The 14430-nt window shown below is 64.3% G+C and carries 16 protein-coding genes; 4 read left to right on the top strand and 12 right to left on the bottom strand.

Going from position 1 to position 14430, the window contains the following annotated elements:
* Positions 1–42: 42 nt before the first annotated feature.
* From ACFC3J_RS03440 to ACFC3J_RS03400, 9 genes are all read right to left on the bottom strand, one after another.
* Positions 43–1524, bottom strand: a complete 1482-nt coding sequence (locus ACFC3J_RS03440) for a M56 family metallopeptidase (protein WP_375194813.1) — start codon at positions 1522–1524, stop codon at positions 43–45.
* Positions 1521–1889 (bottom strand): BlaI/MecI/CopY family transcriptional regulator, encoded by a 369-nt coding sequence (locus ACFC3J_RS03435; RefSeq protein WP_375194812.1) that lies wholly within the window; start codon positions 1887–1889, stop codon positions 1521–1523. The genes ACFC3J_RS03440 and ACFC3J_RS03435 overlap by 4 nt, the downstream gene beginning before the upstream one ends.
* Before the next feature lie 327 nt (positions 1890–2216).
* Positions 2217–2549: a Grx4 family monothiol glutaredoxin gene (gene grxD / locus ACFC3J_RS03430; RefSeq protein WP_375194811.1), complete on the bottom strand. Its 333-nt coding sequence runs from the start codon at positions 2547–2549 to the stop codon at positions 2217–2219.
* 59 nt (positions 2550–2608) lie between these two features.
* Entirely contained in the window at positions 2609–2842 is a 234-nt protein-coding gene (locus tag ACFC3J_RS03425; protein WP_375194810.1) for a BolA/IbaG family iron-sulfur metabolism protein, read from the bottom strand.
* An 18-nt stretch (positions 2843–2860) separates the two neighbouring features.
* The gene (locus ACFC3J_RS03420) at positions 2861–3178 is read right to left on the bottom strand and encodes a DUF1476 domain-containing protein (protein WP_375194809.1); all 318 of its coding nucleotides are present in this window, start codon (positions 3176–3178) and stop codon (positions 2861–2863) included.
* Positions 3179–3235: 57 nt separating this feature from the next.
* Positions 3236–3829, bottom strand: coding sequence for a 3-isopropylmalate dehydratase small subunit (gene leuD, locus ACFC3J_RS03415; protein ID WP_375194808.1), 594 nt, complete (start codon positions 3827–3829; stop codon positions 3236–3238).
* A 109-nt stretch (positions 3830–3938) separates the two neighbouring features.
* The gene (gene leuC, locus ACFC3J_RS03410) at positions 3939–5396 is read right to left on the bottom strand and encodes a 3-isopropylmalate dehydratase large subunit (protein WP_375194807.1); all 1458 of its coding nucleotides are present in this window, start codon (positions 5394–5396) and stop codon (positions 3939–3941) included.
* Between the two features lie 116 nt (positions 5397–5512).
* Positions 5513–6199 carry a glutathione S-transferase family protein gene (locus tag ACFC3J_RS03405; RefSeq protein WP_375194806.1) on the bottom strand — a complete coding sequence of 229 codons (687 nt, stop codon included), beginning with the start codon at positions 6197–6199 and terminating at the stop codon, positions 5513–5515.
* A gap of 218 nt (positions 6200–6417) precedes the next feature.
* On the bottom strand, positions 6418–8010 hold the full coding sequence (locus ACFC3J_RS03400; protein ID WP_375194805.1) for an isocitrate lyase: 1593 nt from the start codon (positions 8008–8010) through the stop codon (positions 6418–6420).
* A gap of 146 nt (positions 8011–8156) precedes the next feature.
* Here ACFC3J_RS03400 and ACFC3J_RS03395 point away from each other — a divergent pair, with 146 nt between their 5' ends.
* Positions 8157–9569 (top strand): short-chain fatty acyl-CoA regulator family protein, encoded by a 1413-nt coding sequence (locus ACFC3J_RS03395; RefSeq protein ID WP_375194804.1) that lies wholly within the window; start codon positions 8157–8159, stop codon positions 9567–9569.
* 56 nt (positions 9570–9625) lie between these two features.
* Here ACFC3J_RS03395 and ACFC3J_RS03390 read toward each other — a convergent pair whose 3' ends face one another.
* The 3 genes from ACFC3J_RS03390 to ACFC3J_RS03380 all read right to left on the bottom strand — a co-directional run bounded on the left by ACFC3J_RS03390 (position 9626) and on the right by ACFC3J_RS03380 (position 11701).
* Positions 9626–10234: a hypothetical protein gene (locus ACFC3J_RS03390; RefSeq protein WP_375194803.1), complete on the bottom strand. Its 609-nt coding sequence runs from the start codon at positions 10232–10234 to the stop codon at positions 9626–9628.
* A 122-nt stretch (positions 10235–10356) separates the two neighbouring features.
* The gene (locus tag ACFC3J_RS03385) at positions 10357–10560 is read right to left on the bottom strand and encodes a hypothetical protein (RefSeq protein WP_375194802.1); all 204 of its coding nucleotides are present in this window, start codon (positions 10558–10560) and stop codon (positions 10357–10359) included.
* 202 nt (positions 10561–10762) lie between these two features.
* Entirely contained in the window at positions 10763–11701 is a 939-nt protein-coding gene (locus tag ACFC3J_RS03380) for a right-handed parallel beta-helix repeat-containing protein (protein WP_375194801.1), read from the bottom strand.
* 177 nt (positions 11702–11878) lie between these two features.
* On the opposite strand from ACFC3J_RS03380, the gene ACFC3J_RS03375 reads away from it, so the two are divergent.
* The 3 genes from ACFC3J_RS03375 to ACFC3J_RS03365 all read left to right on the top strand — a co-directional run bounded on the left by ACFC3J_RS03375 (position 11879) and on the right by ACFC3J_RS03365 (position 14427).
* A complete protein-coding gene (locus ACFC3J_RS03375; protein ID WP_375194800.1) occupies positions 11879–13393 on the top strand; it encodes an ABC transporter substrate-binding protein in 1515 nt (504 codons plus the stop codon).
* Between the two features lie 20 nt (positions 13394–13413).
* A complete protein-coding gene (locus ACFC3J_RS03370) occupies positions 13414–13836 on the top strand; it encodes a DUF4112 domain-containing protein (RefSeq protein ID WP_375194799.1) in 423 nt (140 codons plus the stop codon).
* 210 nt (positions 13837–14046) lie between these two features.
* Positions 14047–14427: a DoxX family protein gene (locus ACFC3J_RS03365; protein ID WP_375194798.1), complete on the top strand. Its 381-nt coding sequence runs from the start codon at positions 14047–14049 to the stop codon at positions 14425–14427.
* The last annotated feature ends 3 nt before the right edge of the window (positions 14428–14430 follow it).

Genomic DNA, 14430 nt, shown 5'->3' with positions numbered 1-14430 from the left:
TTTCGATCTGACTGGATCAGATCACGGCTCTCAATTCCGGCTTCAGTCTTCGCCGTCCATATGGGCGATCTCCCTGTCGAGATCGCGCAGCACATCGGCCTTGACCTTGTCCGACATTTTCATGGCGGCGGCGATCTGGGCGCGGGCCGCGATCAGTCCGGCGCGGGCGGCGCTGTGGGCCTGCGCCTCGATCTGCGCCTGGCAGATGCGAACACGGATATGGCGGCGGCCATCGGCATCCACCGTCTCGCGCCGGGTCACGCTCTTGCCGTCCTCGCAACCGTCGGCGACGTCGACACGCGGCACCATGCGGCGGATTTCGGCTTCGCTGGGGATCAAGGGGGCGTCGCCATCGCGCAAGCTCATCGGGGGCACCGGGGGAGCGGGCGGCGCCATGTCCGCCGCAGATGCAGGCGGAACCGGGGAAACCGGCGGAGCGACGTCATGGCTGCTGATTGCCTTGAGATGCGCGGCAGGAGCCGGGGCTGCGGGCGCCGCAGGCGTTTCCGGCGTCTTTGGCACCGCCATCTCGCTGGCGGAGGCGGGCTGCGCGACCAGACCGGAGAGACGACCGAAGTTCATCGAATCGACCTTGTCGGTGATGGCTGCGACCTGCTGCGCCGCGCGGCTGCCCGAAGCGGTCAGAGCGAGTCCCGACACGGTAACCAGAGCGACCGCCACCATGCCCCAGCTGATCCGGCGCAGCGACATTTCATGGGTAGAGAGCATTTTCAGCCTCCCTTTGAGCGCAGTGATGCGATTGAGATGACAGGCCGCCGCGAACCGGCGACCCCCGGCGGCCTTCAATATGGCCCGGCCATAGGTCTGGGCCTGATCCCGCCCGTAAAGCGCCAGCACACGAGCGTCGCAGGCCTGTTCCTGATCGGCGCGATAGGCGCGATAGGCGAGCCAGGCGACGGGATTGCACCAATGCAGGCCCAGCAGCAGCAGCGCCACCATATTGGCCGCCAGATCGCCCCGTTCATGATGAGCCCGCTCATGGGCGATCGCCATGGCCTGCTCCTGCCGGTCGAAGCGCAGCGCGAAATCGGCTGGCAGGACGATCACCGGCCGCAGCAGGCCAAAAGCCATGGGCCCGCCCGCCCGCGGGCTGGCCACGATCTGGATGCGGCCTTCCTGACTGAGCAAAGTCGCGCCCGACAGGATAAAGCGCCGGAAGCGCGCATAACCCACCGATTGCGCCGCAAGAAAGAACATGACGCCGAGCAGCCAGAGCGACGCGCCAATCTCCAGCCAGGGAATGCTCCAGTCCGGCTGGACCGGAAGCGCGGGCGCGGCGTCGAGCAGGGTCGGCAGTCCCGCCTGATCCACTGCCCGCTGCAAGGGAGAGGGGCTGGCAACCTCCTGCGGCAAAGCGGGAAGCGCCATGCGCGCCAGCGGCAACAGCCATAGTGCATAGGCCGCGCCCGCCCCCAGCCAGCGCGCCGCCGGCCGCCGCAGCAGCATGACCAACGCCATCAGCAGGGTCGTGGCAATCAGCGTTTCGGCGATCCAGACGCTCATGATTTCAATCCTCTCAGGATTTCCTCAAGCTCGGCAATATCTTCCGCAGTCAACTGGTCCTGACTGGCGAGGTGCGCCACCAGCGGAGACACGCGCCCGCCGAACAGCCGGTTCACCAGCCGACCCGACTCGCTGGCAACATACTCCTCGCGCGCGACCAGCGGGCGATACAAAAAACGGCGGCCATCCTGATCGGCCGCAATCACGTCCTTAGCCATCAGGCGGGAGAGAAGTGTCTTGACCGTCTGGGCGCTCCAGTCGCGACCAGCGGCAACCCTGTCCGCGACCTCGGTGGCCGTCTGGGGCGCATGCTGCCAGAGCGCCTCCATCACCACGAGTTCCGCTTCGCTGATCTTTTCGCTCACCGGATACCGCTCCGACCCTGAATCGACTACAGATGTAATCGCATTGATTACAAATGTAGTCAAGTGCGCCTGGGCGAGGATGCGCCGCACTGTCGGTGCAGTTTACAGGGAGCCGAGTCGCCTTTCGACGGTTAACCTTCGCTCCATGCGGTTTTGCGCCCTTTCATCGATCTGGCACGCCGATTGCGTAACAGGGACCGTTACCCACCGTTCGACTACCCGGGGGATGAGGCAGTCTCCGCCTCCTCCCCCACCCGGTGGCCCCCATCTCCGCACAAACAAAAAGCGGCCCGGAAACCGGACCGCCTGTCGTCGGTCTGACGAAGATCAGTTGGCCGAGGCTACGCCCTGATCCGCCATGAGCTGCTGCAATTCGCCAGCTTCATACATTTCCATCATGATGTCGCTGCCGCCGACAAATTCGCCCTTCACATAGAGCTGAGGGATGGTCGGCCAGTCGGAAAAGGCCTTGATGCCCTGACGCACGCCCTGATCCTGAAGCACATCGACACTTTCATAGGCGACGCCCAGATGTTCGAGGATCGCCACTGCCCGGCTGGAAAAGCCGCATTGCGGGAAGAGCGGGGTCCCCTTCATGAAAAGCACAACGTCATTGCCAGTGACGATATCGGCGATCCGCTGCTGCACGGCGTCGGTCATTGGATGGTCCATTCCTGTCAGGCGCCATGCTTCAAGGCGCGCACTATGTGTGATCGCCGCTAATTGGGAACGGCAGTGGTAAGTTGCAAGGCATGAAGGACGCCGCCCATGCGCCCACCCAGCGCGGCATAGACGGCGCGCTGCTGTGCGACGCGGCTCTTGCCCCGGAAACTTTCCGCGACGACGCGCGCCGCATAATGATCGCCATCCCCGGCAAGGTCAGTGATCTCGACCTCAGCATCTGGGATCGCAGCGCGGATCATCTCCGCAATCTCGTCGGCGGCCATCGGCACGGCAATTGGTCCTTGCGCTTATTCGATGAACATGCGGCGGGCGATGACCTGCTGCTCGTCCAGAGCCGTCCGCACATCGGCTTCATCGATGTCGACGCCAGCCTGGGTCATGTCGCCCAACAGCTTGCGGATGACATCCTCGTCGCCGGCTTCCTCGAAATCGGCCTGCACGACGGCCTTGGCATAGGCGTCGGTCTCTTCCGGGGTGAGACCCATCTTCAAAGCTGCCCATTCACCGAGCAGCCGGTTGCGGCGCGCCTGGATGCGGAACTGCATCTCCTGATCGTGCGCGAACATATTTTCAAAGGCCTTTTCGCGGTCGTCGAAGGTCGTCATGCCTCTGCCCTGTAAAAGAAACGGATCGTCCAGTCCGAGATAGGTTGAACAGGCCGCTTACGCAACGGCTGGAACGAGCCAGGGACGCGCACCGGCATCCTTCGCCTCGAACGCGCTGATCGTATCCGCCTGATCCAGCGTCAGGCCGATCTCGTCCAGACCGCCCAGCAGGCAATGCTTGCGGAACGGATCGATCTCGAACTGGAAACGGTCCTGGAACCGGGTGGTGACGGTCTGATGCTCCAGATCGACATGGATCGGGTCCGTCCTGGCCACTTCCAGCAGCCGGTCGATCGCTTCCTGCGGCAGCACGACGGTCAGGATGCCGTTCTTGAAGGCGTTGCCAGAGAAAATGTCGGAGAAGCTCGGCGCAATGACCACCTTGATGCCCAGATCGGCGAGCGCCCATGCGGCATGTTCGCGGCTGGAACCGCAACCGAAATTGTCGCCCGCGATCAGGATGGGGCTGCCCGCATAAGCCGGGTCGTCAAAGACATTGCCCGGTTCCTTGCGCAAAACCTCGAACGCGCCCCTGCCCAGCCCTGCGCGGCTGATGGTCTTGAGCCAGTGCGCCGGGATGACGATGTCGGTGTCGACATTCTTCATCCCGAACGGATAGGCCTTGCCCTCAACGATATTCAGCTTTTCCATCAGTGCGCCTGCCTGATCTGGGAATGAGGCTTTTCTTCCGCGCGCCCCAGGGTCGCCGCCATGGCAGCACTTGCCAGCGCACCCAGCGCCAGCAGCCAGAAAACCTTCTTCATGCGACCGCCTCTCCCTGCCTTTTTTCACCCAACAATTCGCGCACGTCGGTCAGATGGCCAGTGATGGCGGCGGCGGCAGCCATGACGGGCGAGACGAGATGCGTCCGCGCGCCCGGTCCCTGCCGACCCATGAAATTGCGGTTGCTGGTCGAGGCGCAGCGCTCGCCGGCGGGCACCTTGTCCGGGTTCATGCCGAGGCAGGCCGAGCAGCCCGGCTCGCGCCATTCGAAACCGGCGTCCAGGAAGATGCGGTCGAGGCCTTCTTCCTCGGCCTGACGCTTTACCAGACCGGAGCCAGGCACGACCATCGCATGCTTGACGCCAGCGGCGATATGGCGCCCCTTGAGCAGGTCGGCAGCGGCGCGCAGATCCTCGATCCGGCTGTTGGTGCAGCTGCCGATGAAGACATGCTCGATCGCGACGTCCTCCATCCGCTGTCCGGCGGTGAGGCCCATATAGTCAAGCGACTTTTGCGCGGCGGCGCGTTTGGACGCATCGGCGAAGCCCTCCGGATCGGGGACGGTGCCCGTCACCGGCACCACATCCTCAGGGCTGGTGCCCCAGGTGACATTGGGCACGATGTCGGCGGCGTTGATCACGACGGTCTTGTCGAACACCGCACCCTCGTCGGTCACCAGCGTCTTCCAATAGGCGACGGCGGCATCCCATTCGGCTCCCTTGGGCGCCATCGGGCGGTCCTTGAGGTAAGCGAAGGTTTTTTCATCCGGCGCGAACAGGCCCGAGCGCGCACCCGCCTCAATCGACATGTTGGCGACAGTCAGGCGGCCTTCGATCGACATGTCGCGGAACGCCGAGCCGCGATATTCCATGACATAGCCGGTGCCGCCCGCAGTGCCGATGCGGCCGCAGATCGCCAGCGCCACATCCTTGGGCGTGACGCCGAAGCCCAGCTCGCCCTCGACCACGACTTCCATCGTCTTGGATTGCTTCAGCAGCAGCGTCTGGGTGGCCAGCACATGCTCGACTTCCGAGGTGCCGATGCCGAAGGCCAGCGCGCCCAGAGCGCCGTGCGAGCTGGTATGGCTGTCGCCGCAAACCAGCGTCGTGCCCGGCAGGGTGAAGCCCTGTTCCGGCCCGACGACATGGACGATGCCCTGTTCAAGATCGGCGTCGCCAATATAGCGGATACCGAATTCAGGCGCATTCCTCTCCAGCGCGGCGAGTTGCTGCGCGCTTTCCGGGTCGGCGATCGGAATCCGATTGCCCGCTGCGTCACGGCGCGGGGTCGTCGGCAGATTATGATCGGGCACCGCGATGGTGAGATCGGGGCGGCGCACCTTGCGCCCGGCAAGGCGCAGGCCCTCAAATGCCTGCGGCGACGTCACCTCATGGACGAGGTGGCGATCGATATAGATCAGGCAGGTTCCATCGGGACGGCGTTCAACAACGTGTGCGTCCCAAATCTTCTCATACAGCGTGCGCGATTTACCCATAGTCTGTTCCCCCTAGACCCAGACCGGACAGGGGAAAAGAGGGAAAGCGGCCAATTTTTCCTGTTTTCGCGGATAGCCGCCCTGCGGTTACGCAGCGTCAACGGCTTAAGACCAGACTAGGCCGCGCGATAGTCCTCCACTATGCGGCCGGCAGCGCCCATTTCGGCTTCGTGGCTGTCTTCGCGCCATGTTTCGGCCAGCGCGGCGGCTTCCCATTCGCGCATGGCGGGGTGGGAAAGCATATGATCGACCCAGCCTCGCGCCACCGGCCCGACCTCCAGCCCATAGGTCCGCACCCGGAACGCCACAGGCGCATAGAAGGCATCCACCGCCGTGAACTGGTCCCCGGCAAGAAAAGGGCCGCCAAATCGAGCAAGTCCCTCACCCCAAAGCTCGGTTAGGCGGGCGATGTTCCGGTTCAGCGCCGGCGAAGGCAGTTGCATTTCGACCCGAACGCCGACGTTCATGGGACAATCATTGCGCAGCGTCGCAAAGCCGCTGTGCATTTCCGCCGCAGCCGATTGCGCCCAGGCCCGCGCAGCCTCCTCCTGCGGCCAGACGCCGGGATGGCGGTCGGCAAGGTAGAGTGTGATTCCCAGCGAGTCCCACACCGTTCGTTCGCCGTCGATCAGCGCGGGCACCTGCCCCGTGGGCGAGAAGGAACGGAAGGCGGCGTAGTTTTCCGCCGCTTCAAACGGCTCGATCCGATCGGTGAAGGGGATGGCGAGCGCCCTCATCAGCACCCATGGGCGCAGCGACCAGCTTGAATAATTCCGGTTGGCGGTGATGAGAGTGTAGGACATCGGCTTCTCCCCTTGAAAGGCGCTTCACGAATAGACACCGTCGCGTCGCGGAAAAAGCCTGAACCGCTGCAAGGCTTCACAAGCTGCCCTTATGAAAAGACGGCCCGGAGACTGCACTCCGGGCCGCCAGGTCCTTCCACCCTGATCGCAAGGAGCGTCAGCTCCGCGATCCGGATCGTTCAGCGGTTTGGCACCGCAAGCCGGTTTTGTCGCGGCCTTTAGGCCGCAAACTGATTCATCGTGTTGTGAATGCCGCCGGCCTTCAGGGCCGCTTCACCTGCGAAATATTCCTTATGGTCATCGCCAATGTCGGAACCCGACATGTTCTGATGCTTCACGCAGGCGATACCCTGACGGATTTCCTTGCGCTGAACGCCTTCGACATAGCCCAGCATGCCTGCCTCGCCGAAATATTCCCGGGCAAGATTGTCGGTCGACAAGGCAGCCGTGTGGTAGGTCGGCAGCGTGATGAGGTGATGGAAGATACCGGCCCGCGCCGACGCATCCTTCTGGAAGGTGCGGATCTTCTCGTCGGCCTCCACGCCCAGCTCGGTCGCGTCATAGTCCGCGCTCATCAGCCTAGCCCGGTCATAGGCGCTGACGTCCCTGCCTTCCGCCGTCCAGCGGTCGAACACCTGCTGACGGAAGTTCAGCGTCCAGTTGAAGCTGGGCGAATTATTGTAGACCAGCTTCGCATTGGGGACGACCGCGCGGATGCGGTCGACCATGCCCGCAATTTGCTCGATATGCGGCTTTTCGGTTTCGATCCACAGCAGGTCCGCCCCGTTCTGGAGCGAGGTGATGCAGTCGAGGACGCAGCGGTCCTCGCCGGTGCCGGCGCGGAACTGGAACAGGTTGGACGGCAGACGCTTCGGACGGAACAGCTTGCCGTCGCGGGCCAGAACGACATCCCCGCGCAGCGCGGAAATGTCGGCAACCTCCTCGACATCGAGGAAGCTGTTATACTGGTCGCCCAGATCCCCCTCTTCCTTGCTGTAGGCGATCTGCTTGGTCAGCCCCGCGCCCAGCGAGTCCGTGCGCGCAACGATGATCCCGTCGTCGACGCCCAGTTCCAGGAAGGCGTAGCGGACCGCGCGGATTTTCGCGAGGAAGTCCTCATGCGGCACGGTGACCTTGCCGTCCTGATGCCCGCACTGCTTTTCGTCCGAGACCTGATTTTCGATCTGGATGCAGCAGGCGCCCGCCTCGATGAACTTCTTGGCGAGCAGATAGGTCGCCTCGGCATTGCCGAAGCCCGCGTCGATGTCCGCGACGATCGGAACGACATGGGTTTCATAATTGTCGATCGCGTTGGTGAGGCGCTGGATTTCGACCTCATTGCCGTCCTCGCGCGCCTTGTCGAGATCGCGGAACATCATCCCCAATTCGCGAGAGTCGGCCTGCTTCAGGAAGGTATAAAGTTCCTCGATCAGCGCGGGAACGCTGGTCTTTTCATGCATGGACTGGTCGGGCAACGGGCCAAATTCGCTGCGCAGCGCGGCGACCATCCACCCGGACAGATAGAGATATTTGCCCCTGGTGGTGCCGAAATGCTTCTTGATGCTGATCAGCTTCTGCTGGCCGATGAAGCCGTGCCAGCAGCCCAGCGACTGGGTGTAATTGGCCGGATCGGCATCATAGGCCGCCATGTCGCGTCGCATGATCGCGGCGGTATGGCGCGCAATGTCGAGACCGGTGTGGAACCGGTTCTGCAGACGCATGCGCGCAACCGATTCGGGCGCGATGCCATCCCAATGGCCCTGGCCGCCGATGACAGTGCCAGCCTTGGTGATTTCCTGTTGGTAGGTCATGAGCGTCGATTCCGTTTCAAGTGGCGAATTGATGGGGTCGTCTTACGGGTCGGCTCGCGGACGGGGCAGAGGGCGCGAAGTTCAGTTGTAGAACTTTACAATAATTGAGTGTAAAGTTGTAAAGGCTGCACAGGAGCGCTTGTCGAATGGCCAAGGATCGTCCGGTTTACATGGGCCCGCGGCTGCGCCGGCTGCGACGCGAGCTGGGGCTGACGCAGGCGGACATGGCCGCCGACCTTGAGATTTCGGCCAGCTATGTCGCACTGCTGGAGCGCAACCAGAGACCGCTGACCGCCGACATGCTGCTGCGCCTTGCCCGCACCTACAAGATGGACATGAGCGAGCTGGCGGGTGACGGAGGCGCCGAGCAGACCGCGCGGTTGCAGGCGGTTCTGAAAGACCCGATGTTCGCCGATATCGACTTGCCCGCGCTCGCCACCGGAGATGTGGCGGTCAACTATCCAGGCATTACCGAAGCGCTGCTGCGACTGCACACCGCCTATCGGGAGGAACAGCTGGCGCTGGCCGACCGGGATGCGGGGCTGAGTGGGGCGGAGCGAGACGATGCCATCGACGCGCCCGATCCGGTCGCCGAATCGCGCCGCTTTCTGGCCGCGCGGCGCAACAGCTTTCCGCTGCTGGATGATCTGGCCGAAAAGCTGGCGCAGGAGGCCGAGGCCGCCGGGGGATTGGCGGGCTGGCTCAAGGCCAGGCATAATCTGCGCGTGCGACGGCTGCCGTCCGATGTCATGGCGGGGTCTATGCGGCGGCTGGACCGGCATCGCGATGCGGTGCTGCTGGACGATGCGCTGGACGGGGCCAGCACCCAATATCAGCTCGCCCTGCAAATCGCCTATCTGGAAATGCGCCGCGATTTCGAAGCGCTGCTGAAGGACGGGCAATTTGCCAGCGAAGGCGGGCGGCGGCTGACCCGGCGGGCGCTGGCCAACTATGGGGCAGCGGCGCTGCTGATGCCCTATGGCGCCTTCGCCAGGGCGGTGGAGGCGCGGCGTTACGATGTCGAGGCGCTGGCCCGGCAGTTCGGCACCAGTTTCGAACAGACCGCACATCGGCTGACGACGCTGCAAAAGCCGGGGCAGGAACGCGTGCCCTTCTTCTTCCTGCGCGTCGATCAGGCAGGCAACGTCAGCAAGCGGCTGGACGGGGCAGGCTTTCCCTTTGCCCGTCATGGCGGGTCATGCCCGCTCTGGTCGGTCCATCACGCCTTCGAACGGCCGCGCGAACTGTTGACGCAATGGCTGGAACTTCCCGGTGGCGAACGCTTCTTTTCCATTGCGCGGACGGTGACGGCGGGTGGCGGGAGCTGGAATGCGCCGAAGGTCGAGCGCGCCGTAGCACTCTGCTGCGCAGCGGAACATGCCCATAGGCTGATCTACGCGACGGACGCCGCGCCGCCCGACCCCACGCCCATCGGCGTCACCTGCCGCCTGTGCCATCGCAGCCAGTGCATGGCGCGATCCGCCCCACCGATCGGGCGCGACATGCTGCCGGAGGATTTCCGGCGGACCCACGCGCCCTTCGGTTTCGCGAATGGGTAGACCGTCTTGACGGGTCCGGCTGACCTGCGCCGGACCCGTCAGCCCCTTTTTTCCATTCAGCGCAGGTCGGGCCTGCGCAGATCATCCTGCCGCAAACGCGACATGCTCGGCGCCATGCGGTGATCCACCGGCTCATGGATCAGATCGTCGAACAGCGCGCGATAATGGATCATCGCCCGGCGGAGATCTTCCGTATCCGCTTCGCCCCGTGCATGACGCAGGGCGATATCATGCGCCGTCCGATAGTTCTGGACGACCTCGGGATGATCAACCGACAGGTCGGCGGAGCGCTGCTCGAAATCCACGATCGGATAACCGCGCACTTCCATCACTTCGGTCAGCAGCGCATCGGCGCGGGTCACGGCGCCCTGCGGATCGTCGACAAACTGAGCCTGCACACGCACCCAGGCGTCGGTAAAGGCATCGGCCTGCTGCGGTGACAGGGGATGGATCGTGAAGGCGGCGACCCGCTTTTCGCGCTCGTGCAATTCCGCCTCGGCCTTTCGCGAACTGCCGGTCATTTCCACCGTGCGTTCATATTCCGGCCCGAAGCGGGCGCGAAGCTGGGCGCGACGGCGATTGTTCACGATCATGATCGTGATGGCGACAACCAGAACAAGCGCCAGAAGCGCCAAACCGACTTCCAGCGGGGTCAATGTGACCATGACATCTCTCTCCTCACGGCCCCCTTTCGAAAGCCGCAACTGACGCCCGCCGCCAACGCGGGATCAACCGGCCTCGACGGGCTTTGTTCCGGGCCTTCAGAAGCGTTGATGGCGCCGAAAGGCTAACCCTCTATAAGATCGAGATAAGCCACCACATCATTGTCCGTGGCAAGGAACAGGCCGTCCTGCACATCCTGCGGCTGCTGTTCGGCGATCAGCATCGCCTCGCTCAAAGGGCCATAGAAAAGCGTCGTCGCCGCGCCGCCGCCATCGGCATCGCTGAGATGATAGAGGCGGACGGTGGCCGAGTTGTAGGTGGTGCGCATCCGCCGATTATCAGCTTGGGGAGAAGAGGGCGCAAGTCAGATCGAATGTGTTTTTTGGGTGGTTCAAGACACTCCCCCAAACCGTCACCCCAGCGAAGGTCGCTGGGAGGCACATGACTCCCGGCGAGGTCTCCGGCCCGGTTACGCATCCTCTCCTGAGATCCCAGCCTTCGCTGGGATGACGGAAAATGGCCAGAACCCGTCAGCGGCGATCGGTGATCCTGATGCCGCTCGCCAGCCGGTTCTGGCCGATCTTCACCGCGTCGTCGGTGAAATTGGCGACGAAGCTGCTGTTGCGCTGCAGGCCCGGCACGAAGGACGCGCTGTTGCCGGCGATGGAGAGACTGCTGCTGTCCTGTTCCCGCCCTTCGGGCGCGACGGTGATGAAGGCGCTGTAATTGTCCTTGTCGCGGCCCTGCACCATCTCATTGCCGCTGATCGTCCCGCTCGCGCCATTGGAGAGGTCGATCATATAGTTGGTGAGCCGTCCCGCGCTGTCGTCGAAGCTGTTGTCGGTGATGGTGACGCGCGGCGTGCGGGTCTTGAGATAATGGCCGCCATCGCCCTGATCGAATCGCGACCGGGTGACGCTGAGGCTGCCGTAGCGGCCCACATAAATGCCATGCGCGCAGGCCAGATCGCGGTCGCAACGGCCCAGATGGCGGAAGGTCGACCTGTCGATGCTGATGACATTGCCCGGCGCATCGCCGGTCAATATGCCTTCCTCGCTGTTGCGGAACAGGCTGTTGGTGACGGTGAGGTTGCCGCTTTCCAGCCGGATGCCCGCGCCATTGCCATCGGGAACGCGCAGATTTTGGAAGATGATGCCGTCGACCGTGCTCGACCGCCCGCGCAGCACCAACGCCGCCTTCTGCTCGCAGGTCACCCCGTCCAGAATCACCGTGCCCGGCTTCTGCGCCCGCAAAGTGACGTCGCCCCCCTGCTGCACCGCGCATTGCGCATAGCTGCCCGGCGCGATCAGCACCGTGCCCCTGCCATTGCCGATCGCCTTGATCGCGTCGCCCAGCGCCGCATAGCTGCGCCCGCTTTCAGCCACGGTGAAGGGCGATGTCACGCCCTGCGCCAACGCAGTCGCGGTGACGGCGGCCGACAGCAGCAGGATGGTCGAAAAGACGCGCATATCGAAAGTTATAGGCAGCTGGGATGGCGGGGCCAATGCCGAGTCATGGTTAACGGAAAGTTGTTCCGCTATGGGACAGGCCTTTCATCGCGCTCCGCCCCTGATGACAGGGCATTGGCCGGTGGTTGCAAAGGCGGTTGGCGATAGGCGGGTTGCGGGTTAAGCCTGTCGGGAACCATGGCTTTTGCTCCGCCCCGCCTGCCGCTCGCCCGCCTCGCCTTTGGGGGCGTCGCTCTTGTGAGCATGATGTTGACGGGCTGTTCGGACGAAGGCAGCGGCCCGGTGACGGTCAGCGTCATCGGCACGGCGGCCGATTTCGCCAAGCCACTGGAAAATCTTCCCAATCCGGGATCGAAGCTGTTTCTGGAGGCGACGGCGCAGGGGCTGGTCGCCTTCGACGCCAGCGGGGAGATATTGCCCGCGCTTGCCCAGCGCTGGATCGTCGAGGATGACGGGCGCAGCTATATTTTCCGCCTGCGCCGCGCCTTCTGGCCCGATGGGGCCAAGGTGACGGCCAGGGATGTCGCGCGGCTGCTGACCGCGCGGATCGAAACGCTGCGGCGGCTGGACCCCGATGGGCCGCTGGACGCGATCCGGGACGTGGTGGCGATGACCGGCGAGGTGATCGAAATCCGCCTCGCGGCGCCGCAGCCCTATGTGCTGCAGATGCTGGCCCAGCCGCAAATGGCGATCCTGACCCGCGACGGCGGGACCGGTCCCTATCGCCGCGAGGCCCGCGAAAGGGTGCCCGGCGGAGCGCTGGTCCTGACCCCGGTGGAGCGCGCGACCAACGAGTCCGGAGACGAACTGCCGGTGCCCGCATGGCAGACGCGAATCGTACGCGCCGAGCGGGCAGCGCTGGCCATCATCCGGTTTCAGCAGGGCAAATCGGCCCTGGTGCTGGGCGGCCGCTTTTCCGACCTGCCGATGCTGGTGCCCGCAGGGGTCGACCGCGACGATGTGCGGATCGATCCGGTGCAGGGGCTGCTGGGGCTGTCGATCGCGGACGAGAGCGGCAGCAGGCGCAAGCTGCTGGACGATGACGGCGTGCGGCGCGCGATCAACATGGCGATCGACCGCAGCCAGTTGCCGGCGATGTTCCCGGTGGGCGGCTGGGCCACGACCGAGCAGATCGTGCCGGGGCAACTCGACCTGCCGGTGCCCCCCGCCGTGCCGGACTGGACCGGCCTGTCGATGGAGGACCGCTGGGCACAGGGTCAGGCTGTGATGAAGCGCTGGCGCAGCGACAATGGGGATCCGCCGGTGCTGCGCGTGGCTTTGCCGCAGGGTCCGGGGGCGACGATGCTGTTCGGGCTGGTGCGGCATGGTCTGGGGCAGATCGGGCTGGCGGTCGAGCGGGTCGGGATGGAGAAGGATGCCGATCTGCGACTGGTCGATGAAGTCGCCGCTTATGACAGCGCCCTCTGGTATCTGGGCCGGATCGGCTGCGCGCGAAAGGTACATTGCTCGGCGGAGGCCGATGCCGCGTTGCAGGCCGCCAGTCTGGCCAGCAGCCTGGAGGAGCGCATGACGCGGGTGGCCCAGGCCGAGGCGCTGATGCAGGCGCATAATGGCTACATCGCCTTGGGCGCGCCGGTGCGCTGGTCGCTTGTGGCCAGGCGGCTGACCGGCTTCATGGCGTCGCCACGCGCACGGCACCCATTGAACCATCTGTTCAAGAGCACCAACTAAAGTCCTTGGAGGACTAAAGAATGGCGCTTTCTCAGGACCAGTTCGAGCGGGTCGTGCGCGACATGCCGGGTTTCGGGCGTGACCCTGCCTCGATCCGGCGACGGATCGAGGCGATGGAGGCGCTGCTGGAAGGGCTGTTCGTCATTCCCGGCACCAATCGGCGCGTGGGTCTCGACAGTCTGGTAGGATTGATCCCGGTGGTGGGCGACTTTGCGACCGCAGCGATGGGGGCATGGATCGTGTGGGAAGCGCGCAATCTGGGCATGTCGAAATGGCAGCTGACGCGGATGGCGGCCAATGTCGGGGTCGACACGCTGGTCGGCGCCATCCCCTTTGCCGGGGATATTTTCGACTTTCTCTACAAGTCCAATACCAAGAATCTGCGGATCGTCCGCAGACATCTGGACAGGCACCATCCCTCCACGGTGACGATCGACGGTTGAGATTCTGTTTGCAAATGCGCGACCCGCGCGAATCAGCGGCGCATTGGAACAGTCAACGGCAGGACGGGTCGCGGAAGAAACGGAGACGCCCGGCCTCCTCATGATAAAAGCCCATGTCCAGAGCGCCCATATCTGGGATGGCGAGAATGAGGCCGAACTGGAGCTTGGATGAGTTTAAACCGCACGAGGCCGGAGGGGCGCGGGAGACGGATGGCGCGAACGGTTCTGGCGCTGGCCTATGGCATAGCGGGAGCCGCCCATCTGGCCCGGCCGGGCGGCTTCGTCGCGATCACGCCGGATTGGGTGCCTGAGCCCGAGCTGGTGGTCGCGCTGACCGGCGCGGCGGAGATTGCAGGCGCGATCGGCCTGATGATTCCGCCGCTGCGCAAAGCGGCGGGCATCGGGCTGGCGCTGTATGCGCTGTGCGTCTGGCCGGCCAATTTCCACCATGCGCTGAGCGACATAGGCTTGAACGGCGTGCATCTGAGCTGGTGGTATCATGGCCCTCGGCTGGCGTTGCAGCCGATCATCATCTGGTGGGCGCTCTGGGCGAGTGGAGTCACGGACTGGCCGTTAGGGCGCGAGGACTGACGC

Source organism: Sphingobium sp. (assembly GCF_041987595.1).
Lineage (GTDB): Bacteria > Pseudomonadota > Alphaproteobacteria > Sphingomonadales > Sphingomonadaceae > Sphingobium.
Note: the sequence above shows the minus strand (reverse complement) of the source record. Positions and strands in the feature narration are given on the sequence as shown.